The organism is Paractinoplanes aksuensis (assembly GCF_024137025.1).
GTDB lineage: Bacteria > Actinomycetota > Actinomycetes > Mycobacteriales > Micromonosporaceae > Actinoplanes > Actinoplanes aksuensis.
On the sequence record NZ_JAMYJR010000032.1, the window covers coordinates 1 to 20,613 of the forward strand.

A 20,613-nucleotide genomic window follows, 5' to 3' on the forward strand; every position below is an offset into this window, starting at 1 on the left:
CCCGCCCAACGCCATCCAGCGATCAAGAAGACCAACGTCAAGACCCCAAAACGACGAAACCGATGTTAAACGCGAAGCTCAGATGATCGGGCGGAACAGTCCGAGGGCGATCGTGCAGCCCAGCGTCGCCGCCGAGAGAGCCACCGCGGCAATGACGAGGGCGGTGTCGGCCGTGCGGAAGACCTGTTTGCGGGCGTACGTGCGGGGGAGGCCCGAGTCGAAGCCGCGGGCGTCCATGGCTACCGCGAGGCGGCCGCCGCGGCGCAGGGCGCCGACCAGCAGGGCGAAGGCGGTCGAGACGAACAGGCGCAGCACGGCGATCGGGTTGCGGCCGGCGTCGATGCCGCGGGCTCGGCGGGCCAGCGTCAGCATCTGCCATTCGGCGCCCAGCAAGGGCAGCAGGCGGAAGGCGGCCAGCGCGCCGATCGCGAAGCGGGCCGGGGCCTTGGCGTTCTGCACCAGGGCGTCGGCCAGGTCGGTCGGGTCGGTGGTGGCGAAGACCAGCACGCCGGGCACGGCCACCGCGAACAGGCGCAGGATCAGGCCCAGCGCGGCCATCAGCACGCCGGTGGTGACGTCGAACGGGCCCAGGTCGAGCAGCAGCGGGCCGGTGCGTTCGGCGGCGAACAGCACCATCGTCACCAACAGGCCGAACGCGCCGATCAGCAGCGGCCAGGCCCGCTTGACCAGGGTGGACCAGCGCACGCCGAACAGCGGGACGACGGCCAGTTCGACGGCCAGCGCGATCGCGGGGGTCAGCGGGTCGAGCGTCGAGATCAGCGGCAGCGAGAAGAGCAGCGCCGCCGCCAGTTTGGCCACCGGGTTGCGGCGGGCCAGCGGGGCCGACGGGTCGGCGATCGGCTGCAGGGCGAGGGTCACGGGCGGCCGCCGGGGCGACGGTGGGGGAGGGGGGCGTGCAGGCGGGCGGTCCCCAGCGGATGGGTGCGGTCGGCCACGGTCTGCACGAAGTCGTCGTCGTGGGTGACCGCGATGATGCCGTGGCCGTCGTCGCGCAGCGTGGCCAGCAGGGTGACCAGCTCGATCCAGGTGCGCCTGTCCTGGCCGAACGTGGGCTCGTCGAGCACCAGCAGCCGCGGCGCCGTGGCCAGCGCGGTGGCTACGCTCAGCCGGCGGGCCTCGCCCCCGGAGAGGGTGTACGGGTTGGCCCCGGCCAGTTTGCTCAGGCGCAGCCGGTCGAGCAGGTCGTCGACGATCCGGGTCACCTCGGCCGTCGGCCGGCCCAGCCGGCGCGGGCCCACCGCGAGCTCGTCGGCGACGCGGGCGGTGACGAACTGGTGTTCCGGGTTCTGGAAGACCGAGCCGATCCGGCCGGTCAGGGTGGCCGCCCGCCACCGGTGCGGCGGGCGCTCGTCGCCGAAGCCGCGCACCTGGCCGCCGGTCGGGGCGAGCAGGCCACCCAGCACGAGGGCCAGCGTCGACTTCCCGGCGCCGTTGGGGCCGGTCACGGCCAGCACCTCACCTGCCCCCACGGACAGCGACGCCGGGGCCAGCCGCTGTCGCACGGCAACGTCCGATGCCCGTACGAGCTCGGGGCCGGCGGGCCGGGCCGACTTGAGCGGCGGGATCGTGAAGCCGGGCACCCAGACACCCTCGTCGGCCAGCCGGTCGCCGTACGCCGCGAAGACCATCTCGGGTGCGCCGTCGGCCCGGATCCCGCCGCCCGCCTCGAGCACCACCACCCGGTCGACCAGGGGCAGCGCCTCGGCCACCCGGTGCTCGACCAGGATCATCGTCTGCTGAGCGAGCGCGGCCAGGGACTCGCGGATCAGCTCGGCCCCGGCCGGGTCGAGGTTGGCCGTCGGCTCGTCGAGCAACAGCAGCCCCGGTCGCAGCGCCAGCACTCCGGCCAGGGCCAGCCGCTGGGCCTCGCCGCCGGAGAGCGCGGCCGTGGAGCGGGTGATCGGGTAGGGGAAGCCGACCCGGTCGAGCGCGTCGCTGACCCAGGGCCAGATCTGTGCCGCCGGCACCCCGCGGTTCTCGAGCCCGAACGCCACGTCGTCCCCGCTGCGGGCCATCACCAGCTGGGTCTGCGGATCCTGGAAGACGATGCCCGCCTGGTGGCGGGCCTCGAGCGGGTCGAGCCCGTCGATCTCGATGGTGCCCGCGGCCTCACCCGAGTCTTCCGGGAGCAGCCCGGCCAGCGCAGCGAGCAGGGTGCTCTTGCCGGCCCCGGACGGGCCGAGCAGGAGCACCCGCTCGCCGTGCGCGATGTGCAGGTCGACGTCGCGGACGGCCCAGGCGCGCCGGCCGGCATGGCGCCAGCCGAATCCGCGGAGGACGACCTCACTCATATCTGCCAATCGAACCAAATCAGACGAGCGCGCGCGACCGACCGGCCGGGAAACGGTCGAGCACGCCGGTCTGGGCCAGCGCGCGGGTCAGCAGCACGCTGCCCAGCCCGGCGATGACCAGGGCCGACACCCCGGTGATGAGGATGTAGGGAATCCGCATGGTGGCCCACGACGTGCCGCCGTACCAGACGAAGGCGTCGTAGACCGCGGCCACGACGCCGGCCGTCGCGCCCGCCAGCAGGGCCACCGGCAGCCGGTAGACCTTGTAGGCGAACAGCGCGAAGATCAGCTCGGCCCCCAGCGCCTCGAGCGGGCCCTGGATGACGATCGTCCAGCCCCAGCTGACGCCGATCGCCACCGAGACGAGCGAGGCCAGCGAGAGGGTGAAGAACGCCGCGCCCGGCTTGCGGACGATCAGCGCGCCGAGCACGGCCGGCACCAGCCAGACGCCGTAGAGCACGGCCCGGCCGGGCAGCGGGATGGCGTCGGCGGGGCCGTTCCAGAGCAGGCCCCAGGCCCAGAAGATCACGCCGAAGGCCACGGCGATGATCGAGGCGATGACGATGTCTATCGTCCGCCAGCGGTTGTTCATGATGGAACCTCCCAGTTTGTACCGGGAGGAGACGCACGCCATGACCGGGCCGGAACCCGGGCACGGCGCGGCTGGAGAAAAGACCGAACTTCCTGCGCTGGCATTACCCAGATCAGGTGCGAGGGTCTGCGGTGGCCCGCACTCTCAGCGCTGTGCGCTCCCCTGTCGGATGCTGACGTGCTGTGGTGCTGTGGTGCTGTGTTTCGATGAAACTAACACTGCCAGGGGTAACGCAACAGCGAGGGAGTGATCACATGGAGATCGAGGCGCGTGGGCTGACCTTCGACGTGTACGAGGGTGGGCCCGCCGACGGCGATCCCGTGCTCCTCCTCCACGGCTTTCCACAGGACCATCGCGAATTCGATCTGTTAGCGCCGAAACTGCACGCGGCCGGCCTCAGGACGTACGCCCTGGATCAGCGCGGCACCTCACCCGGCGCCCGCCCGGCCGGGGTCGGCGCCTACCACCTGAGCGAGCCGACCGCCGACGCGGTGGCCGTGCTGGACGCCCTCGGGGTGGAGTCGGCCCACGTCATCGGGCACGACTGGGGCGCGATCGTCGGCTGGTGGCTGGCCTCGCACCACCCCGACCGGGTGCGCACCCTGACCGCCGTCTCGGTGCCGCACCCCAAGGCACTCGGCCTGGCCCTGCGCACGCGCGCGTCCCAGCGGGCCCGGATGGCGTACTTCAAGGTCTTCCAGTCCCGCCAGGCCGAGCGCCTGCTGCTGGCCCGGAACGGCGCCGTGCTGCGAGGAATGTTCAAGCCGATCGGCGCGCGCGGCGACCAGTACGTCGAGTCGATGCTGCACGACCCGGCCCGGCTCACGGCCGGCCTGAACTGGTACCGCGCGACCACCGGCAGTTCGCCCGACACACCCGGCGTCATCCAGGTGCCGACCACCTACGTCTGGAGCGACAAGGACGGCGTGGTCTCGCTGACGGCCGCGCTGCGTACGCGGGACTGGGTCGACTCCGACTACGAGATGGTCGCTATGCGCGGTATCAGCCACTGGGTCCCGGAGCAGGCAGCCACTGCCCTGGCCGAGGCGGCACTCCGCCGTATCGGCCGAGTTTGATTCCTGTTCACTTTGGGGAATCGGCAGCGTCATGTCAGACGAGGTGCGTGGCAAGCACGAAACTGAGAAACAGCGCTGGGACCGTAACTTCGCCGACCTGCTGCAGGAGCTGCGGGTCGCGCAGACCGGCATCCAGATCCTCTTCGCCTTCCTGCTGACGCTGCCGTTCAGCAACCGCTTCACCGAAGTGACCCAGTTCCAGAAGGACGTCTACGTGGTGGCGCTGCTGGCCGCGGCCGGCGCCACCGCCATGATCATCGCGCCCGTCGCCTTCCACCGGGCGTTGTTCCGTCAGGGCCGCAAGCCCGAACTGGTGCGCTACGCCCACGCGATGGCCACCGGGGGCCTGTTCTTCCTGCTCGTCTCCATGGTCAGCGCGGTCCTGCTGGTCACCGACTTCATCCTGGCCCGGCCGATCGCGTTCGTCTTCACCGGACTGGCCGCCCTCTTCTTCCTGACCTTCTGGGCCGCGGTGCCGTTCTTCCGGCGCAACTGGATCGACGATGACGACGAGGAGGAGGACGAGCGGGTCAGCGGCACCGACGTCAAGGCCGGCGAGACCGCAGACCGAGTCTCCTGAGCTCTAGCTCGGCCAGCGCGTCGACCGCCTCGGCGTCGCCGTTGCGCCAGCTCTGCGCGATGTCCGGGCCGAGCTGGGCCAGGCGGTTCAGCGGCTGGGAGGCCAGCGCGCGCAGGGCCAGCAGGTCGCGGCCGGCGGGCGCGTCGCGTACGGCTGAAGCCACCGCGGCCCGGCGCATCCAGCGCAGCCGCAGCGGAAGCCAGCCGAAGAGCACCAGGGCCAGGGGGACCGCCACGGCGATGACCGCGACCACCCAGGCCATCGTGTCGACGACGTCCTGGGTCTGGCGGCCTGCTTCGGCCAGTGAGCGGGCGGCCGAGGCGGCCCCCTCGAACGGCCGGACGAGTTGGTCACCGACGAGCGGCACCCCGCCGACCTTGCTGCCGGCGTCGCTCAGGTTGTCGGCTATGCCGCCGCCGGCGCTCTCGAGTCTCGCGCCCGGCACGCCGAGTTTCTCGACCATGTCGTTGACCCACAGGCCGGCCCGGATCCACGCGTAGACCCAGAGAACGACGAGGATGTCGGTGAGGAGCTGGCGTACGGCCTTGGGTACCCGGTCGGCGTAGAGCTTCACGCCGACAGCGTCCCACGTGGAGCGAACTAACGCTTAGCGGCGCAGTCCGGGCAGGTTCCGAAGATCTCCAACGTGTGCGAGACGTCGACGTAGCCGTGCTTGTTGGCCACCTTGTCGGCCCACGACTCGACGGCCGGGCCCTCCACCTCGACCGCGCTGCCGCAGTCCCGGCAGACCAGATGGTGGTGGTGGCCCTGGCTGCACCGCCGGTAGAGATGCTCGCCGCCGGGCGGGCGCATGACGTCGATCTCGCCCGCGTCGGCCAGCCCCTGCAGCGTGCGGTAGACCGTGGTCAGGCCCACCCGCTCACCGCGTTCCCGCAGCCGGGCGTGCAGCTCTTGCGCACTGTAGAAGCCCTCGGCCTCGGCCAGCACGGCGCTCACCGCGGTGCGCTGCTTGGTGTTGCGCTGCGCGACGTTCTGTTCGGTGCTCACGATCGGACCTCCCTCGCGTGACTGACAGCGTCGGCGACGATGTGCGCGACGTGATCGTCCACCAGCGAGTATGCGATCTCCCGGCCACGTCGTGCACCCCGCACCACCCCGGCGCCGCGCAGCACCCGCAGATGCTGCGAGACCAGCGGCTGCGGCGCCCCGAGCTTCTCGACCAGCTCGTGCACGCAGCGCTCACCGGCGCCCAGCTCGGCCACAATAGCGACCCGGATCGGCGCGGACAGGGCCCGCAGCAGCTCACCGGCGGACTCGTACGCCTCGTAACCGCTCGTCATCAGGCCTCAGACTTTCTGCAGTACGACATCGGGCGGCTCCACCTCGTGCGGCGGGTGGGAGCGTCGCCGCACGATCCGCCAACCGGCGGCGCCGATCGTGATGGCGACGAAGACGGCCAGGGCCAGGATCACCGTGGTGGCGCCGGGCGGGGTGTCGGCCTCGGCCGAGACGACCACGCCGGCGCCCGCCGCGACCAGCCCGATCACCATCGCCGCGGCCATGGTGGTGCGGAAACCGCGGGTGACCTGCTGGGCGGCGGCGACCGGGATGACCATCAGGGCCGAGACCAGCAACAACCCCACCGTACGCATGGCGATGGTCACCGTCACGGCCGTGGTCACGGCCATCACGATGTTGAGCGCGCGCACCGGCAGGCCACTGACCCGGGCATACTCCTCGTCGTTGCAGACCGCGAACAGCGCCGGGCGGAACGCCACCATGGCGATCAGCACCGCCGCCCCGAGCACCGCGATCACCGCGATGTCCTCGGGCGACGTGGTGATCAGCGAGCCGAACAGGTATTGCACGAGGCTGTTGCTGTTGGCGTCGTCGGACAGCGCGACCAGCACCACGCCACCGGCGATACCGCCGTAGAAGAGAAGGGCCAGGGCCAGGTCGCCCGAGGTGCGGCCGCGCTCGCGGATCAGTTCGACCCCGACCGCGCCGATCGCGGCCACGATGACCGCGCTGAGCACGGGGGACTGGTTGAGCAGCAGACCCACGCCGACGCCGGTCAGCGCGACGTGGCCGATGCCGTCGCCGATCAGCGACAGCCGGCGTTGCACCAGGTAGATGCCGAGCGCGGGCGCGGCCAGACCGATGATCAGGGCGCCCATCAGGGCCCGCATCATGAAGTCGTACTGAAAAAGATCGATTGGTTTACTCCTTTCTTGGGCGGCGGTGGGGTGGTTGGAAGGGCCTAATTCGCCGCGATCCGGTCGGTGGGGGCTACGCAGATGCCGGTCGGCTGCGGCACCGCGTGCGGGTGCACGTGGTCGTGGTCGGGCTCGGCGTGGTGACCGGCCGGCTCGGGCGGCGGGCCCACGTGCGCGATGCGGCCCTCGTGCACGACGACGGCCCGGTCGATCAGCGGCCGCAGCGGGCCGAGCTCGTGCGCGACCAGCAGGATCGAGCCGCCGGTGGACTGGAACCGGCCCAGCGCGGCCGCGAAGGCCTCCTGGCTGGCCGCGTCCACCCCGGCCGTGGGCTCGTCGAGCACGAGCAGGTCGGGCTTACCGGCCAGGGCGCGGGCGATGAGCGTCCGCTGCTGCTGGCCACCCGACAACGTCGTCACCGGGTCGTTGATCCGGTCCAGCAGGCCGACGGCGGTCAGCGCGTCGCGCACCGCGGTCTTGTCGGCCGTCCGGGGCAGCCGGAAGATGCCGCCCCGGGCCAGCCGGCCGGACGCCACGACCTCGCCGACCGTGGCCGGCACACCGCTGCCCGCGCCCAGCCGCTGCGGCACGTACCCGATGCGGGCCCAGTCCTTGAACTTGCGACGCGGCGTGCCGAACAGATCGATCTCGCCCCGGGTCAGCGGGGTGAGGCCGAGGATCGTACGGATGAGGGTGGATTTTCCGGAGCCGTTGGCCCCGAGGATCGCCACGACCTCGCCCGCGCCGACCTCGAACGAGACGTCGTGCAGGATCTCGCGGCCGTCGTAGCCGACCGCGGCGTGGCTGACCGACACGACAGTCATCACGAACACCCCAATCCGGCGGTCAGCGCGGTCAGGTTCTGCCGCATGACACCGAGGTAGTCACCCTTGTTGTCCACGAGCCCCTCCAGCGGATCGAGGACGGCCGTCCTCGCGCCGACCTCCCGCGCGATGGTCTCGGCCACGGCCGGGCTGACCAAGGTCTCGAAGAAGATCGTGGTGGTGCCGGTCTCCCGGGCCTCCTTGGCCACCGCGGCCAGCCGCTGCGGCGAGGGCTCGGCCTCGGGGTCGATGCCACTGATACCCACCTGGTGCAGGTCGTAGCGGCTCGCGAGATAGGCGAAGGCCGTGTGGCTGGTCACCAGCTCGTGGCGCTCGCAGGTCTTGAGGCCGTCGGTGAACTCGGTGTTCAGCGTGCCCAGCTCTTTTGCGAGAGCGGTGGCCCGCTCGCGATAGCCCGCCGCGTGCTCGGGGTCGGCCTCGGCCAGGCGCTCGCCCAACTTCTCGGCGATGGTCGAGAAACGGACGGGGTCGAGCCAGACGTGCGGGTCCTCGCCGTGCTCGGCCTCTTCGTGCTCGTGGCCGTGGTCGTCCTCGCCGCCGGCGGGCAGCAGGGTCACGACCGAGGCGGCGTCGAACGAGCTGTCTGCGGCCTCCTGGGCGATCGCCTCGTCGACGGCCGGCTGGAAGCCCTTGATGTAGACCGCGAGCTCGGCCTCGGCGACGTCACCGACCTGGCGCGGGGTGAGCTCGATGTCGTGCGGCTCGGCGCCGGGCTTGGTGAGGTTCGTGACGCTGACCACGTCGCCTCCGATCCGCTCGCTGAGGAACTGCAGCGGATAGAACGCCGTGACGATCTCGAACTTCCCGTCGGCCGCCGCGGTCTGACCGCCGCAGCCGGCGAGGGCAGCGGAAACGAGCAGGGCGGGAAGCAGACGGCGGCGCATAGCAACCACTGTCTCCGAGAATGATAATGATTGTCAAAACCGCATATGTCTAGAGCGCCTTCGCCACGATCACGGAGATGAGCAGCGCCAGGATCAGCAGGCGGAGCACCCGGGTCGACATGTTCTGCACCGGCCAGGTGGTGAAGGTGAGCGCGCCCAGGCTCACCGCGAGCACGGCCAGCAGGGCGGCGCCCACGATGCCGGGCAGGAACAGGCCGGCCAGCATCACCACCAGCGCGACGATGAACGCCTTGGTCGGGCTCACCTTGGACAGGCGTTCCATGGGTGTCATCGGCCGCTCCGTACTCTCGTCATATGCTCGTGCTCAATCGCTTCGCCGTGCCGGACGGCGCCCAGGACGGCTTCGTCACCCAGGCCCACGCCGCGCTGGCCGCCCTCGCCGCGTGCCGGGGCTACCTCTCCGGCCGGCTGACCCGCGCGCTCGAGGACCCGGCCGCGTGGACCCTGCTCACCGAGTGGGAGTCCGTCGGAGCCTACCGGCGGGCCCTGGGCGCCTTCGACGTCAAGGTGCACGCCACCCCGCTGCTGGCCCGGTCGATCGACGAGCCGTCCGCGTACGAGACCCTGGCCAGCGCCTCCCCGGGCGGCGCGGTCGAGGTCGCCGAGAGCGACCGGGCCGCCGATCCCTGGCGCTGACGACTACTGTTGGCGTCATGACGACGGCGCCGCCGCACATCCCTGCCCCGCCGCCCGGGCCAGGTGTCCAGCCGCCGTTCCCGGCCCCGCCCGTCGAGGGCAAGGGCAAGCGCCTCGGCTGGGGCCTGGGCATCGGCGCCGGTGTGCTGGTGCTCGTCTGCGGCGGCGGCGTGGCCGCGCTGATCGGGCTCGGCACCTCCGTCCAGGGCGCGCTCGACGAGCAGGCCCACGTGGCCGTCGACGACTACCTCGACGCGCTGAAGGCCAAGCTCTACGACGACGCGTACGACCAGTTGTGCGGCCAGGCCAAGCGGGCCGAGTCGGCGTCCGAGTTCCGCACCCGCATCGAGGGTGAGCAACGGATCACCGACTGGCAGCTGGGCACATTCAACATGAACACTCTCACCGTGCCGGTCGACGCCACGTACGAGGACGGGCAGCGCGAACAGTTGGAGGCCTCGCTCGACCAGAACACGTCCACGGGCGCGTTCGAGGTGTGCGAGCTCGGGGAGTAATCTCGCTGTTTGTCCTGATCCTTAGTCCCAGCTCTCTGGTCCCCGCCGACACCCAGCCGGCGTAGGAGGAACATGCCCGCCGACCGTATCGACTCCGTCGTCAGCCTGGCCAAGCGCCGCGGCTTCGTCTTCCCCTCCAGCGAGATCTACGGAGGAACCCGCTCGGCCTGGGACTACGGTCCGCTGGGCGTGGAGCTGAAGGAGAACGTCCGCCGCCAGTGGTGGCGCACGATGGTCCAGCAGCGCGACGACATCGTCGGACTCGACTCCGCCGTCATCCTCGCGCGTGACGTGTGGGCCGCCTCCGGCCACATCGAGGCGTTCACCGACCCGCTGACCGAGTGCCAGTCGTGTCACAAGCGTTTCCGGGCCGACCACCTCGAAGAGGCGTGGGAAGAGAAGCACGGCTCGCCGCCCGCCTCGCTGCAAGAGCTCAACTGCCCCAACTGCGGCAACAAGGGCACCTTCACCGAGCCGAAGAACTTCAACGGCCTGATGAAGACCTACCTGGGCCCGACCGAGAGCGCCGACGGCCTGCACTACCTGCGGCCCGAGACGGCCCAGGGCATCTTCGTCAACTACAACAACGTGGCCACCGCGGCTCGCAAGAAGCCGCCGTTCGGCATCGCCCAGATCGGCAAGAGCTTCCGCAACGAGATCACCCCGGGCAACTTCATCTTCCGTACGCGCGAGTTCGAGCAGATGGAGATGGAGTTCTTCGTCGAGCCCGGCACCGACGAGAAGTGGCACGAATACTGGCTCCAGGAGCGGTGGAACTGGTACCGCGACCTCGGCCTGGCCGAGAGCAACCTGCGCTTCTACGAGCACCCGGCCGAGAAGCGCTCGTTCTACTCGACCCGCACGGTCGACATCGAATACCGGTTCCGGTTCGGTGGCACCGAGTTCGCCGAGCTCGAAGGCATCGCCAACCGCACCGATTACGACCTGTCCACGCACTCCAAGCACTCCGGTGTCGACCTGTCGTTCTTCGACCAGGAGAAGCAGGAGCGCTGGACGCCGTACGTGATCGAGCCGGCGGCCGGCCTCACCCGGGCCGTGCTGGCCTTCCTGCTCGAGGCGTACGACGAGGACGAGGCCCCGAACACCAAGGGCGGCGTCGACAAGCGCACGGTCATGCGGTTCGACCCGCGGCTGGCCCCGATCAAGGTGGCGGTGCTGCCGCTCTCGCGCAACCCGGAGCTGTCGCCCAAGGCCAAGGGGCTCGCGGCCGACCTGCGCAAGCGCTGGATCGTCGAGTTCGACGACTCCCAGGCCATCGGCCGGCGCTACCGCCGCCAGGACGAGATCGGCACCCCGTTCTGCGTCACCGTCGACTTCGACACCCTGACCGACGACGCGGTGACTGTCCGCGACCGCGACACCATGAAGCAGGAGCGGGTCGCCCTGTCCCAGATCGAGGACTACCTGATCAAGCGCCTGCCCGGCTGCTGAGGTCCGCTAGTCGAAGTCGAACCCGCCCGGCCGGTCGTTCCGGTCGGCGATGAGCCCGGCCAGGGTCGCCACGGCGATCTCGGCCGGGGTCCGGGCCCGGATGTTGAGCCCGATCGGCCGGTGCACCCGGCCGATCTGCTCATCGGACACACCCAGAGAGCAAAGGGCCGCCACGTGCGGCCCTTGCTTCTTGGGATTCCCCATGATCCCGACGTACCGGGTCTCGGCGGCAAGAGCTTCCTTCAGTACGACCCCGATCTCCGCCCGGTCGTGGTCGGTGAGCACGACATCGGTGTTCCCGTCGAGGTTCGCGGCCGCCAGATCGTGCACGAGGCGGTCACCGCGCGGCCGGGGCGTCCCACTGAGCCTGGTCGCGTCCGGCTCCACCAGCACAGTCTGAAAGCCCAGCTCCGGCGTCAGCCGCAGGATCGCCTCAGCCACCGGCGACTCGAAACCACAACCAGCCGCCGAGCCGCGTCCGCATCACTCATTCCTGCGACTCTGCCAGATTCGACTTCGAGCCGTAGCTCCCGTTCTAGCCTCCGCCGCCGGAAGAGGCGGCTGCGGCGGCTTCCGCGTCCCACTTGCTGAGGACCACGCCGAGGACGAAGAGCTGCAGGGCTGGAGTCAGGCCGGGGAGCTCGACGTCGACGGTGCCGCCCCACCAGCTGGTCTTGCGGACACTGCCCACCCGCGTGTCGCCCAGGACGAGTTCCTCTTCGCTGGCCCAGAAGGACTTGCGGCGGAAGTTGTAGGTCTGGCCGGCCGCCGACACGGTCCAGCGTTTGCGGCCCACCCGCTCGGCCGAGGCGACCACCGCGTCCGAATCGTCGGTCATCGTGTATTTGTTGCCCCAGCCGTTCGAGCGGACCTTGAAGCGCCGGCCCTCGAGCGTGAACTCGCCGCCGCTCTTCCAGGTCGACTTGTCCCACGTGGCGATCTCGCGGCCACGGTCGGTCACCAGATAGCTGCTCTTCCAGACGCTGAGCTTGCGAGCCTCCATGCCCCAAGCCTACGGAGATGGGGCAACTATCCTGGACGGCGTGACTGCACCGCTCATGCTCGGCGATCACGCCGTGAACCCGCCTGTCGTGCTCGCCCCGATGGCGGGCATCACGAACGTGGCCTTCCGGCGTCTCTGTCGTGAGCAGGGCGGCGGTGTCTACGTGTGCGAGATGATCACGACGCGGGCGCTGGTCGAGCGGATCCCCAAGACGCTCAAGATGATCGCGTTCGCCGAGGACGAGAAGTTCCGCAGCCTCCAGCTGTACGGGGTCGACCCGGATGTGACGGCGGCGGCCGTACGGATGGTCGGCGAGGACGGGTTGGCCGACCACATCGACCTCAACTTCGGCTGCCCGGTGCCCAAGGTGACCCGGCGCGGCGGAGGTTCGGCCCTGCCGTGGCGGCGCAAGCTGTTCGGGCGGCTCGTCCGGCAGGCGGTCGAGGCGGCGCGCCCCTACGGCATCCCGCTGACCATCAAGATGCGCAAGGGCATCGACGACGACCACCTGACGTACGTGGACGCCGGTCTGGCCGCCCAGGAGGCGGGAGTGGCCGCGGTGGCGTTGCACGCGCGCACCGCCGAGCAGCGGTACTCGGGCCTGGCCGACTGGGACGCGATCGCCACGCTCAAGCAGGCCCTGGACGTGCCGGTGCTGGGCAACGGCGACATCTGGGAGGGCTCGGACGCGCTGCGCATGGTCGAGCACACCGGGGTCGACGGCGTGGTCGTCGGCCGGGGGTGCCTGGGCCGCCCGTGGCTGTTCGCCGACCTGGAGGCCGCGTTCACGCAGGGCGCCGACTACAAGCCGGTGCTGCCGGTGCTCGGCGAGGTCTCGAAGATCATGTCGCGGCACGCGGAGTTGCTGGTCGACGCGCTGGGCGACGAGAAGCACGGGTGCGCCGACTTCCGCAAGCACGTCGCCTGGTATCTGAAGGGCTTCCCGATCGGCGGCGAGCTGCGGCGCCGGCTCGCGATGATCTCGTCGCTGGCCGAGCTGGACGATCTGCTGGGCAAGCTCGACCCGGGCGTGCCCTTCCCGGTCGAAGAACTGGGCAAGCCGCGCGGCCGCATCAACGCCCCGGGCAAGGTCACGCTGCCCCACGGCTGGCTCGACAGCCGCGACGACGACACCGTCCCCGAAGGCGCCGAAATGGAGAACAGCGGCGGCTGACCCCCTGTGGACGACCGCTCGGCGAACCATCGCGCCCTGTGGACAACCTGCACCGCCAGACTTGACATCGCATAGTCTCCCCACCGATCCCCTGAGGCGGGTGGGGGCTTGGGATGGAGGCCGCCGCCAAGCAAGATCAACGGCGGGTGAGCAGGGCTGTGAACAGCAAGGGTGCGGCGCACAGGGCGAACAGCAGCGGCAGGTCCAGCGGCAGGGCGAAGGCCGCGTAGAGGGCGACCGCGAAGACCTCGCCGCCGAAGCCGGCCACCGAGAGCACCGTGCTGCGGGCGGGCCCGGTGATCGTCTCTTGCAGCCGGGTCTCGGAGCGGATGATCGAGTACTCGAGCAGGCCGAACGCCGCCGACACCGCGACCATGCCGGCCAGGTGGGGCACGAGCGCGCCGCCGGCCATCAGTGCCGCGGCGGCCGGAAGCACCACCGCCAGGGGGAAGCTGCGGGCGGCGAGGGCGCTGCCGGCCGCCATCGCGAGGGCCGTCACGGCGTAGAACAGCGGCACGGCCTCGGTCGCCGCGCCGGCGTCGCGGGACAGCAGCGGCAGGTACTCGTCGAGCGCGGTGAAGCCGGGGATCAGGGCCGCGACCAGCACGGCCAGGCCGGTTCGGCTGGAGCCGACGGCCTCGCCCACGCCGGCCCGAAGCAGCGTCCAGTACGAGCCTCCGTCAGGAGAGTCTGCGGAGTCAGGCGAGCCGGCGGAGCCGGAGGGATCGGCGGCCGACGAAGGCAGGCGGAGCGCGAGCGCCGCGCCGACCACCTTGACGGCGACGCTCAGGGCGCCGACCAGGGCGTAGCGACCCCACTGCCAGGCGGGGACGGCGATCAGCGTGGCTGCGAGCATGGCCAGAATCGCAAGAGTGTTGGCGCGGCCGGCGATGCGGGCGTAGTCGTCGGCCCGGTCCTCGGCCTCCAGCTCGTCGTAGACCAGGGCTTCGAGGGAGCCCGACGCGAACGACCCGCCGAGGCCCCACAGCACGAAGCCGAGCATGAAGCCGGGGTACGACGGCCACAGGATCCACAGGGCGAAGCCGACCGCCGTCAGCAGCTCACCGAGCGCGTACAGCCGCCGGCGCGACCAGGCGTCGGCCAGCGCGCCGGACGGGACCTCGGCGGCGAACGCCACCACCGACCAGATCGCGAACAGCGACGACACCTGAGCAGTGGAAAGGCCGGTGTCGGCGAACAGCAGCGCGTACACCGGGTACAGCGGAACGGCCTCGGAACAGGCACGCACCGCATAGAAGGTCCAGGATCAGCGTGGAGGCGACATGCTCCCAGTCTGCCGCACCGGTCAACCGAGTTTTGCCTCGTCGGCGGCGGCCCGGCCGGACTCCCAGCCCTCGAGGCTGTCGACCCGGCTGCCGCGCGACCGCACCGTACGCGGGAAGGACTTTTGCATTGCCTCGCGGACCTGGAGGTCGCGATTGCGCAGGACCGGCAGCAGGTCACCGGGCTGGGCGGCGATCTCGTGCCGGGTCGCCGCGGCCAGCCGCTCCCCGATGCGGGCCGCGTACGCCACCAGGAAGCTGCGCCGGAAGGCCTTGATCCTGGCCTTGCCCTTGGCCGGCTCGTCGCGGGCCATCGCCCGGTTGGCCTGCACGAGCAGCGACGTGTAGAGCAACTCGACCCCGTCGATGTCGGCGTCGAAGCCGAACAGCGTCGAGAAGCCCAGCTCGGGCGACCACACCGTGTGGCAGTGGTTGGCCCGGGCCACCGCGTCGAGCAGGCTCGCCTTCTCGCTCTCGTACGGGTGGTCGACCCCGATCCGCCGCGCGAAGGGCACCACCTCGGCCCGGTTGACGCTGGTCAGCGCCTCTTCGATGCTGTGCCGGGCGATCAGCTCCTGCGCCTTGGCCGAGTACGCCTCGGCCTCGGCCGGGAAGTCGGTCGACTCGGCCTTGGCCAGCAGGGCCCGCACCCGATCGAGCGCGCGGTCACCCGAAGGATTTGTCCGAATAACAGGAATGGACCCGGGCGGTGGAATCAACACCTCAACAACCGGAAGACGTCGCAATTCGGTCAAGAGCCCGAGCGACGAATCCAGCAGCGTGATCCGGTCCGGTCTGCGGGTCGGCGGGGCAGTCAGCTGCGCGAGCCAGCGAGGATCAACATCGGAGAACCGCGACGCGTACGCCGCCGCGCCCGACGCGACCAGCCCGGCCTTCACGGGATCGCCGAGCCGGGCCACCACCCGGTGCAGCTCGGCCGGCTGCCAGCCACCCTTGAACAGCCTCTCCAGCGCATCCCGCAGGGCCCCGCCCAGCGCCGCGTCGACCTCGGCCGCGGGCGCCACGGTCAGCGCGTCGAGACCGGCCTCGTACCCGATCGCGCCGCTCACGACGTCGCGCAGGATCTCGGCCACAGACACAGCCAAACAGTAGATAACGCAGGTGGGGAGGGCCAACGTGGCCCTCCCCACCTCTCTTCGCGCGGGGCGAGGATCAGACGTCCATGTCGTTCTCGATGCGCTTGAGCTGGTGGCGGGCCATGGCCAGGTTCGACCGGTCGCGGCGCAGCGCCACATAGAGGAACAGCCCCTTCCCGGCCCGGCTGGTCAGGGGCCGGATCAGGTGGTACTGGCTGTCCAGGGTGATGAGGATGTCCTCGATCTTCTCGGTGATGTTGAGCATCTCCATCGCCCGCAGCTTGGCCCGCACCACATCGGTGTTGCCGGCCGCGGCGACCGTCAGATCGAGCTCCTTGCCGCCACCGACGGTGCCGAGGGCCATGCCGCTCGTGTGGTCGACCAGGGCGACGCCGACGGCGCCGTCGATTTCCATGATCTCTTTGAGTGCGGTGTCCATGTCGGCCATGGAATTTCCTCCGTTGCGGTGGGATGGCGGTCCGCATTCGGCGGACCGTTCGAGACGTGCGGGCTCAGCCCGCGGCCTGTCGACGGCGGGCATTGGTCGACAGGGTGGCCATCGGCGTGCGCCGGGCGAGAGGGCTCGGCGGGCCCGCCTGTTGCGGGATCTCCGGCCGGACCAGGGGTTTGTTCTCCAACTTCAAGATCCTTACGAGCCGGCGTACGCACCGGCGTGCTTCCAGATGCACCATGGCCAGGTTCGCGTCGCCGGTGGTGACCAGGGTGAGCAGGGCGTTCGGGCCCGCGGTGTACGAGGTGATGTAGCCGCGGTCGCACTCGACCACCGACTCGCGCAGGTCGCCGTGGCTGACGGCGTGCGCGAAGCGGCGGGCCAGCGCGAGATGGGCGGCGGCCAGCGCGGCGATGCTGTCCGGTTCGATGCCGTGCGCGTCGTGCGCGACCACCAGCCCGTCGGTGGTGGCCAGCACGCTGCCGGAGAGTTCGTGCAGCCGTCCTCGCAGGCGGTCGAGCTCGTCGAGCACCGCCGGATCCACCGTCATCGGGGCCTCACTCCTTCTCATGCGGGGGTGCGCGGGTCACCGCAACGCTCTCAGTGCGGTGCGGATGCGCTTGAGCAGGACTTCGTCGGTGCCCTGATGCGCCGGCGGGGGCTCGCCGGCGACCTCCTTGGGCAGCTTGGCCCCAGGTTTGCGACGGGCCAGCCGGGGCGGCCGGTAGACCAGCTGGTTGGCTCCGGACTCCTCGACCAGCGAGTGCCGTGGCGGGTCGGGCGGTGGATCGGGGACCGGCGCGGACGCCCGGACGCCGGCCACCACGGGAACGGTCGGGGCCTCGTCCGGCCGTACGACCGGGCGCTGCACGTCCGCGGCGGTGCCCCGGGCCCGGGGGAGCCGCACGAACTCGAGCGCCTCCGTGCGTACCTCGGGCAGTTCGAGCAGGCCCAGAGCCGCCATCCGGCGCAGCTCCTGGATCGTGGCGTAGCCGGCCCGGCCCAGCAGCAGGGCCAGGTCGGCCGGGGTGCGCTGGCCGTCCGCGTGCACCAGCAGCTCCCACTGCAGCGAGGTCAGCGTGACCCGCTCGCGCGGCGGCCGGGTGACCGCGGCGACCGGCGCCGTGTCGACCCGCGCGTCCGGGAAGATCTCGTCGAGCAGGCCCACCCGGCGGCTCACCTCGCGGTTGATCGCGGCCGGGTCGACATGCACGACCGGGCCCAGCCAGTGCGTGGCCCCGGTCAGGAAGTCCACCGAGGCCGAGGCGGGGGAGAGCGCGAAGTAGGCCGCGTCGTAGATCGCGCCCAGCACGCACAGCTCCAGCTCGCCCTGGGTCAGGTGGCCCTGCTCGACCAGCAGCCGGCCGACCCGGGCCGTCGAGGTGCCCAGGTCGAGCGCGTTCTGCCAGGTGCGCCCGGCCAGCCGGCCGGACGCCGTGAGCAGCTCGCCGACACCGGGCGCGGCCGGCGACTCGGCGTAGATGACCCGGCCCTCGAGGACGTAGACCGCGCCGCCGGGGTGGCCGCCGACCACCAGCACGCCGGTCTGCCGTTCGCCGGCCACCTGCGTGAGCAGGCGTCCCGGTGAGACGGTCTTCGAGGCTGTCACGGTCATTCCCATCCCCGTCAGGAAGCTACGAGTTCGTCGGCGAGTTTCTGCATGCGGCGCCGGGCCACCGCGAGGTTCCCCTGCGCCCGGTCGAGCCAGACGTAGAGCACGAGCCGGCTGTCGAAGTCGGTCTGCACCATCCGGAGCAGGTGATAGCCGCCGGCGGTGGTGATGATCAGGTCTTCGAGCAGGTCGTGCGGCAGGGCCGAGACGTACAGCGCGCGGCTGTTCGCGGCCTGCACCACGTCGGCCGTGCCGGCCGCCGCGGCCTCGTGGTCGGAATTGGGTGCGGCTCCGGTCGTGGCGACCGGGAAACCGGTGGTGTAGTCGACGATGCTGGCGCCGACAGCGCCAGGGATCGCCATGGCCTCCTGTAGACAGTGGTCGACGCCGGGCACATCTCTCCTCAGCGCTGCGGTGCATCCCTTCGATCGGTTCCGGCGTGTACGAGCCGTCACCGTGGGCCATCCTCCGGCCGGGGGAAGGGGGTCAGTCGCACCCGCTGTGCGTCATGTTCGGCGGCCGCGGCGCGTGTCCCGCCGGGGCCACGTTGCGACCCGGGCCGACGCGCAGACGGCGGGCGGTGAGATGACCGGGCGCCCCCAGGTCGCCGCCGTCGACCGGACCGAGCCAGTGCCTTTCCCCGGGTACGAAACGGACCGGCGCCTCGGCCGACTGGAGCAGCTCGTGGGTCGCGTCGGCGATCGCCGCCACCACGCGCAGGGCCAGCTCGTTCCGGCCGATCGCGCCGTCGCGCAGCAGCAGCCGGCCGACCCGGTGGGCGCCCCGGCCCTCGGCCAGCAGCGCCTGCCAGGTGGCGGCGGCGATCCGCCCGGACGCGACGAGGCGGTCGCCCAGGCCGGGGCTGGCCGGGGTCTCGGCGTACGCGATGCGACCGGCCACCAGATAGAGGACGCCGCCCGGACTTCCGCCGACATGCAGCGCGCCGGTGCGCGTGGTCTCACCCAACTCGGTCAGCTGGCGCCGCAGACCCGCGGTGGCCGGTGAACCTGGAATCACGGTGTCATCCTCAGCGGCATCGAGACCCGTCGCCGGACGCCCCGTGCGCTGTTTCCCGGAAGGCACAATCGAGTGTTGTGTCCCGCCGGTCACGCGGGGCTGCGGCGTGGCCCAGGCGGCGCCTGACGGCGTCCGCAGAACGGCCACATACAACCCCGGTATGCGACCGCCCTGCGGCCGACGCCAGCCACCACCTGGACCTCGCCTCGCACCCACGTGACCGGCGGGACACAACACAGGCGCGTAACATGATCGCCACTTCTCGATGAAGGGAACGTGTATGCCGAGCCAATGGGAGCAGATCGTCGTCGACGCGGAGGACCCCGCGCGACTGGCCCGCTGGTGGGCCGAGGCGCTCGGCTACGTGATCGTGCACGAGCAGCCCGACGAGGTGGAGATCCGCCGCAGCCGCGACGAGCTCCCCGGTCTGCTCTTCGGCGTGTCGGCCGAGGCCAAGACGGTCAAGAACCGGCTGCACATCGACCTGCGCCCGGACGACCAGGAGGCCGAGGTCGAGCGCCTGCTCGACATGGGCGCGAGGCACGCCGACATCGGGCAGGGCGACGACGTTCCCTGGGTCGTGCTGGCCGACCCCGAGGGCAACGAGTTCTGCATCCTGTCGTCGAAGCGCGAATAGCCCGCCCGTCGCCGCCTAGGCTTGATCGCATGCAGGCGTTCGAGGCCCAGCGCTGGATCCCCGAGCCGGCGAAGGACAGCGGTTACGGGCGTACGCCCTACCAGCGCGACCGGGCCCGGGTGCTGCACTCCGCCGGGTTCCGCCGGCTCGCCGCCAAGACCCAGGTCCACACGGCCGGGTCCGACGACTTCCTGCGGACGAGGCTCACCCACTCCCTCGAGGTGGCCCAGATCTCGCGCGAGATGGGCGAGCGCCTGGGCTGCGACCCCGACGTGGTCGACGTGGCCGGGCTGGCCCACGACCTCGGCCACCCACCGTTCGGGCACAACGGCGAGCACGCGCTGCACCAGGTCGCCGAGTCGTGCGGCGGGTTCGAGGGCAACGCCCAGACGCTGCGGGTACTGACCCGGCTCGAGGCCAAGGTGCCCGGGGCCGGGCTCAACCTGACCCGGGCCTCGCTCGACGCGTGCTGCAAATACCCGTGGCCGCTCGCACCCGGGCGGCGCAAGTTCGGGGTGTACGCCGACGACCGCCCCGTCTTCGACTGGGTGCGGCCGTCCGGGCAGGGCGAGCGGCGGTGCCTGGAGGCCCAGGTCATGGACTGGGCCGACGACGTGGCGTACTCGGTGCACGACGTCGAGGACGGCGTGCACGGCGAGTACATCAAGCTGTTGCCGCTGCTCAGTGACGCCGACGAGCGGGCCGCGCTGTGTGCCGACGTCGCCGCCACCTATTCCGACGCGCCGGTCGACGAGCTGGCCGCGGCCCTCGACCAGTTGCTCGCCGACCCCGTCGTGACGGAGGTCGCCGGTTACGACGGCAGCTACGCCGCCCAGGTCGGCCTCAAACGGATGACCAGCGTGCTGACCGGCCGGTTCGTGGCCTCGGCGGTCGGCGCGACGCAGAGCCGGTACGGCACGGATCCGGTGCGGCGGTACGACGCCGACCTCATCGTGCCGCGCACTGTGCGTAATCAGTGCGCGCTGCTCAAGGGGATGGCGTTGCGCTACGTGATGCGGACGAGAGCAGCCGAGGGGTGGTACGAGGAGCAGCGGGTGATCTTGACCGAGCTGGTGCAGGCCATCCTGCGTACTCCGGACGCTCTTGACCAGGTTTTCAGCCCGCTCTTCAGGGCTGCGCAGAGTGATGCCCAGGCCTTGCGGGTGGTGATCGACCAGGTGGCGTCGCTCACCGATACGGCCGCCGTGAACTGGCACCGGACCCTGGTGGCAGCCCGGCCCTGACGCGA

27 protein-coding genes and 1 riboswitch are annotated in these 20,613 nt (G+C 71.0%); of the genes, 8 read left to right on the top strand and 19 right to left on the bottom strand.

The features are described from left to right. Positions 1–78: 78 nt before the first annotated feature. From M1L60_RS28810 to M1L60_RS28820, 3 genes are read right to left on the bottom strand one after another with little or no spacing between them, the layout of a single operon-like run. Complete coding sequence (locus M1L60_RS28810) at positions 79–879, bottom strand: energy-coupling factor transporter transmembrane component T family protein (protein WP_253240676.1); 801 nt, start codon at positions 877–879, stop codon at positions 79–81. After that, positions 876–2,312: an ABC transporter ATP-binding protein gene (locus tag M1L60_RS28815; RefSeq protein ID WP_253240677.1), complete on the bottom strand. Its 1,437-nt coding sequence runs from the start codon at positions 2,310–2,312 to the stop codon at positions 876–878. The genes M1L60_RS28810 and M1L60_RS28815 overlap by 4 nt, the downstream gene beginning before the upstream one ends. A 19-nt stretch (positions 2,313–2,331) precedes the next feature. Then, a complete protein-coding gene (locus M1L60_RS28820) occupies positions 2,332–2,904 on the bottom strand; it encodes an ECF transporter S component (protein ID WP_253240678.1) in 573 nt (190 codons plus the stop codon). Positions 2,905–2,975: 71 nt separating this feature from the next. Continuing rightward, positions 2,976–3,078, bottom strand: a riboswitch (TPP riboswitch). An 80-nt stretch (positions 3,079–3,158) separates the two neighbouring features. Here M1L60_RS28820 and M1L60_RS28825 point away from each other — a divergent pair. Beyond that, positions 3,159–3,980 carry an alpha/beta fold hydrolase gene (locus M1L60_RS28825; protein ID WP_253240679.1) on the top strand — a complete coding sequence of 274 codons (822 nt, stop codon included), beginning with the start codon at positions 3,159–3,161 and terminating at the stop codon, positions 3,978–3,980. 31 nt (positions 3,981–4,011) lie between these two features. Continuing rightward, complete coding sequence (locus M1L60_RS28830; protein ID WP_253240680.1) at positions 4,012–4,560, top strand: DUF6328 family protein; 549 nt, start codon at positions 4,012–4,014, stop codon at positions 4,558–4,560. Here the strand turns inward: M1L60_RS28830 and M1L60_RS28835 are convergent. Genes M1L60_RS28835 through M1L60_RS28865 form a run of 7 tightly spaced genes read right to left on the bottom strand, consistent with a single transcriptional unit; the run spans position 4,526 to position 8,758 of the window. Then, complete coding sequence (locus tag M1L60_RS28835) at positions 4,526–5,134, bottom strand: hypothetical protein (RefSeq protein ID WP_253240681.1); 609 nt, start codon at positions 5,132–5,134, stop codon at positions 4,526–4,528. The genes M1L60_RS28830 and M1L60_RS28835 overlap by 35 nt on opposite strands. A 26-nt stretch (positions 5,135–5,160) precedes the next feature. After that, positions 5,161–5,568: a Fur family transcriptional regulator gene (locus M1L60_RS28840; protein WP_253240682.1), complete on the bottom strand. Its 408-nt coding sequence runs from the start codon at positions 5,566–5,568 to the stop codon at positions 5,161–5,163. Continuing rightward, a complete protein-coding gene (locus M1L60_RS28845) occupies positions 5,565–5,861 on the bottom strand; it encodes an ArsR/SmtB family transcription factor (protein WP_221376500.1) in 297 nt (98 codons plus the stop codon). Before M1L60_RS28845 ends, M1L60_RS28840 begins: the two co-directional genes overlap by 4 nt. Positions 5,862–5,867: 6 nt before the next feature. Next, positions 5,868–6,737, bottom strand: coding sequence for a metal ABC transporter permease (locus M1L60_RS28850; protein WP_253240901.1), 870 nt, complete (start codon positions 6,735–6,737; stop codon positions 5,868–5,870). Positions 6,738–6,781: 44 nt separating this feature from the next. Then, positions 6,782–7,561, bottom strand: coding sequence for a metal ABC transporter ATP-binding protein (locus tag M1L60_RS28855; protein ID WP_253240683.1), 780 nt, complete (start codon positions 7,559–7,561; stop codon positions 6,782–6,784). Further along, the gene (locus tag M1L60_RS28860; RefSeq protein ID WP_253240684.1) at positions 7,561–8,466 is read right to left on the bottom strand and encodes a metal ABC transporter substrate-binding protein; all 906 of its coding nucleotides are present in this window, start codon (positions 8,464–8,466) and stop codon (positions 7,561–7,563) included. Before M1L60_RS28860 ends, M1L60_RS28855 begins: the two co-directional genes overlap by 1 nt. 49 nt (positions 8,467–8,515) lie before the next feature. Continuing rightward, positions 8,516–8,758: a DUF6703 family protein gene (locus M1L60_RS28865; protein ID WP_253240685.1), complete on the bottom strand. Its 243-nt coding sequence runs from the start codon at positions 8,756–8,758 to the stop codon at positions 8,516–8,518. 23 nt (positions 8,759–8,781) lie between these two features. Here M1L60_RS28865 and M1L60_RS28870 point away from each other — a divergent pair, with 23 nt between their 5' ends. The 3 genes from M1L60_RS28870 to M1L60_RS28880 all read left to right on the top strand — a co-directional run bounded on the left by M1L60_RS28870 (position 8,782) and on the right by M1L60_RS28880 (position 11,090). After that, a complete protein-coding gene (locus M1L60_RS28870) occupies positions 8,782–9,123 on the top strand; it encodes an antibiotic biosynthesis monooxygenase family protein (RefSeq protein ID WP_253240686.1) in 342 nt (113 codons plus the stop codon). Between the two features lie 17 nt (positions 9,124–9,140). Next, entirely contained in the window at positions 9,141–9,638 is a 498-nt protein-coding gene (locus M1L60_RS28875) for a hypothetical protein (protein ID WP_256517326.1), read from the top strand. Positions 9,639–9,710: 72 nt separating this feature from the next. Then, positions 9,711–11,090 carry a glycine--tRNA ligase gene (locus tag M1L60_RS28880; protein WP_253240687.1) on the top strand — a complete coding sequence of 460 codons (1,380 nt, stop codon included), beginning with the start codon at positions 9,711–9,713 and terminating at the stop codon, positions 11,088–11,090. A gap of 6 nt (positions 11,091–11,096) precedes the next feature. On the opposite strand, the gene M1L60_RS28885 is transcribed toward M1L60_RS28880, so the two are convergent. Together M1L60_RS28885 and M1L60_RS28890 are read right to left on the bottom strand one after the other, a co-directional pair. After that, the gene (locus M1L60_RS28885) at positions 11,097–11,531 is read right to left on the bottom strand and encodes an XdhC family protein (RefSeq protein ID WP_253240688.1); all 435 of its coding nucleotides are present in this window, start codon (positions 11,529–11,531) and stop codon (positions 11,097–11,099) included. Positions 11,532–11,625: 94 nt separating this feature from the next. Next, the gene (locus M1L60_RS28890; RefSeq protein WP_253240689.1) at positions 11,626–12,093 is read right to left on the bottom strand and encodes a hypothetical protein; all 468 of its coding nucleotides are present in this window, start codon (positions 12,091–12,093) and stop codon (positions 11,626–11,628) included. 55 nt (positions 12,094–12,148) lie between these two features. On the opposite strand from M1L60_RS28890, the gene dusB reads away from it, so the two are divergent. Next, positions 12,149–13,267, top strand: coding sequence for a tRNA dihydrouridine synthase DusB (gene dusB / locus M1L60_RS28895; RefSeq protein WP_253240903.1), 1,119 nt, complete (start codon positions 12,149–12,151; stop codon positions 13,265–13,267). Positions 13,268–13,403: 136 nt separating this feature from the next. Here dusB and M1L60_RS28900 read toward each other — a convergent pair whose 3' ends face one another. The 7 genes from M1L60_RS28900 to M1L60_RS28930 form a co-directional block, all read right to left on the bottom strand. Beyond that, complete coding sequence (locus M1L60_RS28900) at positions 13,404–14,516, bottom strand: MFS transporter (RefSeq protein WP_253240690.1); 1,113 nt, start codon at positions 14,514–14,516, stop codon at positions 13,404–13,406. 57 nt (positions 14,517–14,573) lie between these two features. Further along, positions 14,574–15,650, bottom strand: coding sequence for a DUF2786 domain-containing protein (locus M1L60_RS28905; protein ID WP_253240691.1), 1,077 nt, complete (start codon positions 15,648–15,650; stop codon positions 14,574–14,576). 73 nt (positions 15,651–15,723) lie between these two features. Beyond that, entirely contained in the window at positions 15,724–16,095 is a 372-nt protein-coding gene (locus M1L60_RS28910; protein ID WP_221376489.1) for a hypothetical protein, read from the bottom strand. Between the two features lie 64 nt (positions 16,096–16,159). Next, positions 16,160–16,648, bottom strand: a complete 489-nt coding sequence (locus tag M1L60_RS28915) for a roadblock/LC7 domain-containing protein (RefSeq protein WP_253240692.1) — start codon at positions 16,646–16,648, stop codon at positions 16,160–16,162. A gap of 36 nt (positions 16,649–16,684) precedes the next feature. Beyond that, positions 16,685–17,713 carry a DUF4388 domain-containing protein gene (locus M1L60_RS28920; protein WP_253240693.1) on the bottom strand — a complete coding sequence of 343 codons (1,029 nt, stop codon included), beginning with the start codon at positions 17,711–17,713 and terminating at the stop codon, positions 16,685–16,687. Between the two features lie 11 nt (positions 17,714–17,724). After that, a complete protein-coding gene (locus M1L60_RS28925) occupies positions 17,725–18,072 on the bottom strand; it encodes a roadblock/LC7 domain-containing protein (protein ID WP_253240694.1) in 348 nt (115 codons plus the stop codon). 124 nt (positions 18,073–18,196) lie between these two features. Then, positions 18,197–18,727 carry a DUF4388 domain-containing protein gene (locus tag M1L60_RS28930; protein WP_253240695.1) on the bottom strand — a complete coding sequence of 177 codons (531 nt, stop codon included), beginning with the start codon at positions 18,725–18,727 and terminating at the stop codon, positions 18,197–18,199. Positions 18,728–19,007: 280 nt separating this feature from the next. Between M1L60_RS28930 and M1L60_RS28935 the strand changes: the two genes are divergently transcribed. Continuing rightward, the gene (locus tag M1L60_RS28935) at positions 19,008–19,364 is read left to right on the top strand and encodes a VOC family protein (RefSeq protein WP_253240696.1); all 357 of its coding nucleotides are present in this window, start codon (positions 19,008–19,010) and stop codon (positions 19,362–19,364) included. Positions 19,365–19,393: 29 nt separating this feature from the next. Then, positions 19,394–20,608 carry a deoxyguanosinetriphosphate triphosphohydrolase gene (locus M1L60_RS28940; protein WP_253240697.1) on the top strand — a complete coding sequence of 405 codons (1,215 nt, stop codon included), beginning with the start codon at positions 19,394–19,396 and terminating at the stop codon, positions 20,606–20,608. Positions 20,609–20,613 lie beyond the last annotated feature (5 nt).

Bases quoted from the DNA above. Each gene is read 5' to 3' on its own strand.
- M1L60_RS28925 (WP_253240694.1), bottom strand. From the start codon at position 18,072: ATGGCGATCCCTGGCGCTGTCGGCGCCAGCATCGTCGACTACACCACC.
- M1L60_RS28880 (WP_253240687.1), top strand. From the start codon at position 9,711: ATGCCCGCCGACCGTATCGACTCCGTCGTCAGCCTGGCCAAGCGCCGC.
- M1L60_RS28820 (WP_253240678.1), bottom strand. From the start codon at position 2,904: ATGAACAACCGCTGGCGGACGATAGACATCGTCATCGCCTCGATCATC.
- M1L60_RS28845 (WP_221376500.1), bottom strand. From the start codon at position 5,861: ATGACGAGCGGTTACGAGGCGTACGAGTCCGCCGGTGAGCTGCTGCGG.
- M1L60_RS28935 (WP_253240696.1), top strand. From the start codon at position 19,008: ATGCCGAGCCAATGGGAGCAGATCGTCGTCGACGCGGAGGACCCCGCG.
- M1L60_RS28830 (WP_253240680.1), top strand. From the start codon at position 4,012: ATGTCAGACGAGGTGCGTGGCAAGCACGAAACTGAGAAACAGCGCTGG.
- M1L60_RS28915 (WP_253240692.1), bottom strand. From the start codon at position 16,648: ATGACGGTGGATCCGGCGGTGCTCGACGAGCTCGACCGCCTGCGAGGA.
- M1L60_RS28860 (WP_253240684.1), bottom strand. From the start codon at position 8,466: ATGCGCCGCCGTCTGCTTCCCGCCCTGCTCGTTTCCGCTGCCCTCGCC.
- M1L60_RS28855 (WP_253240683.1), bottom strand. From the start codon at position 7,561: ATGACTGTCGTGTCGGTCAGCCACGCCGCGGTCGGCTACGACGGCCGC.
- M1L60_RS28940 (WP_253240697.1), top strand. From the start codon at position 19,394: ATGCAGGCGTTCGAGGCCCAGCGCTGGATCCCCGAGCCGGCGAAGGAC.
- dusB (WP_253240903.1), top strand. From the start codon at position 12,149: ATGCTCGGCGATCACGCCGTGAACCCGCCTGTCGTGCTCGCCCCGATG.
- M1L60_RS28910 (WP_221376489.1), bottom strand. From the start codon at position 16,095: ATGGCCGACATGGACACCGCACTCAAAGAGATCATGGAAATCGACGGC.
- M1L60_RS28890 (WP_253240689.1), bottom strand. From the start codon at position 12,093: ATGGAGGCTCGCAAGCTCAGCGTCTGGAAGAGCAGCTATCTGGTGACC.
- M1L60_RS28815 (WP_253240677.1), bottom strand. From the start codon at position 2,312: ATGAGTGAGGTCGTCCTCCGCGGATTCGGCTGGCGCCATGCCGGCCGG.
- M1L60_RS28870 (WP_253240686.1), top strand. From the start codon at position 8,782: ATGCTCGTGCTCAATCGCTTCGCCGTGCCGGACGGCGCCCAGGACGGC.
- M1L60_RS28825 (WP_253240679.1), top strand. From the start codon at position 3,159: ATGGAGATCGAGGCGCGTGGGCTGACCTTCGACGTGTACGAGGGTGGG.
- M1L60_RS28865 (WP_253240685.1), bottom strand. From the start codon at position 8,758: ATGACACCCATGGAACGCCTGTCCAAGGTGAGCCCGACCAAGGCGTTC.
- M1L60_RS28920 (WP_253240693.1), bottom strand. From the start codon at position 17,713: ATGACCGTGACAGCCTCGAAGACCGTCTCACCGGGACGCCTGCTCACG.
- M1L60_RS28875 (WP_256517326.1), top strand. From the start codon at position 9,141: ATGACGACGGCGCCGCCGCACATCCCTGCCCCGCCGCCCGGGCCAGGT.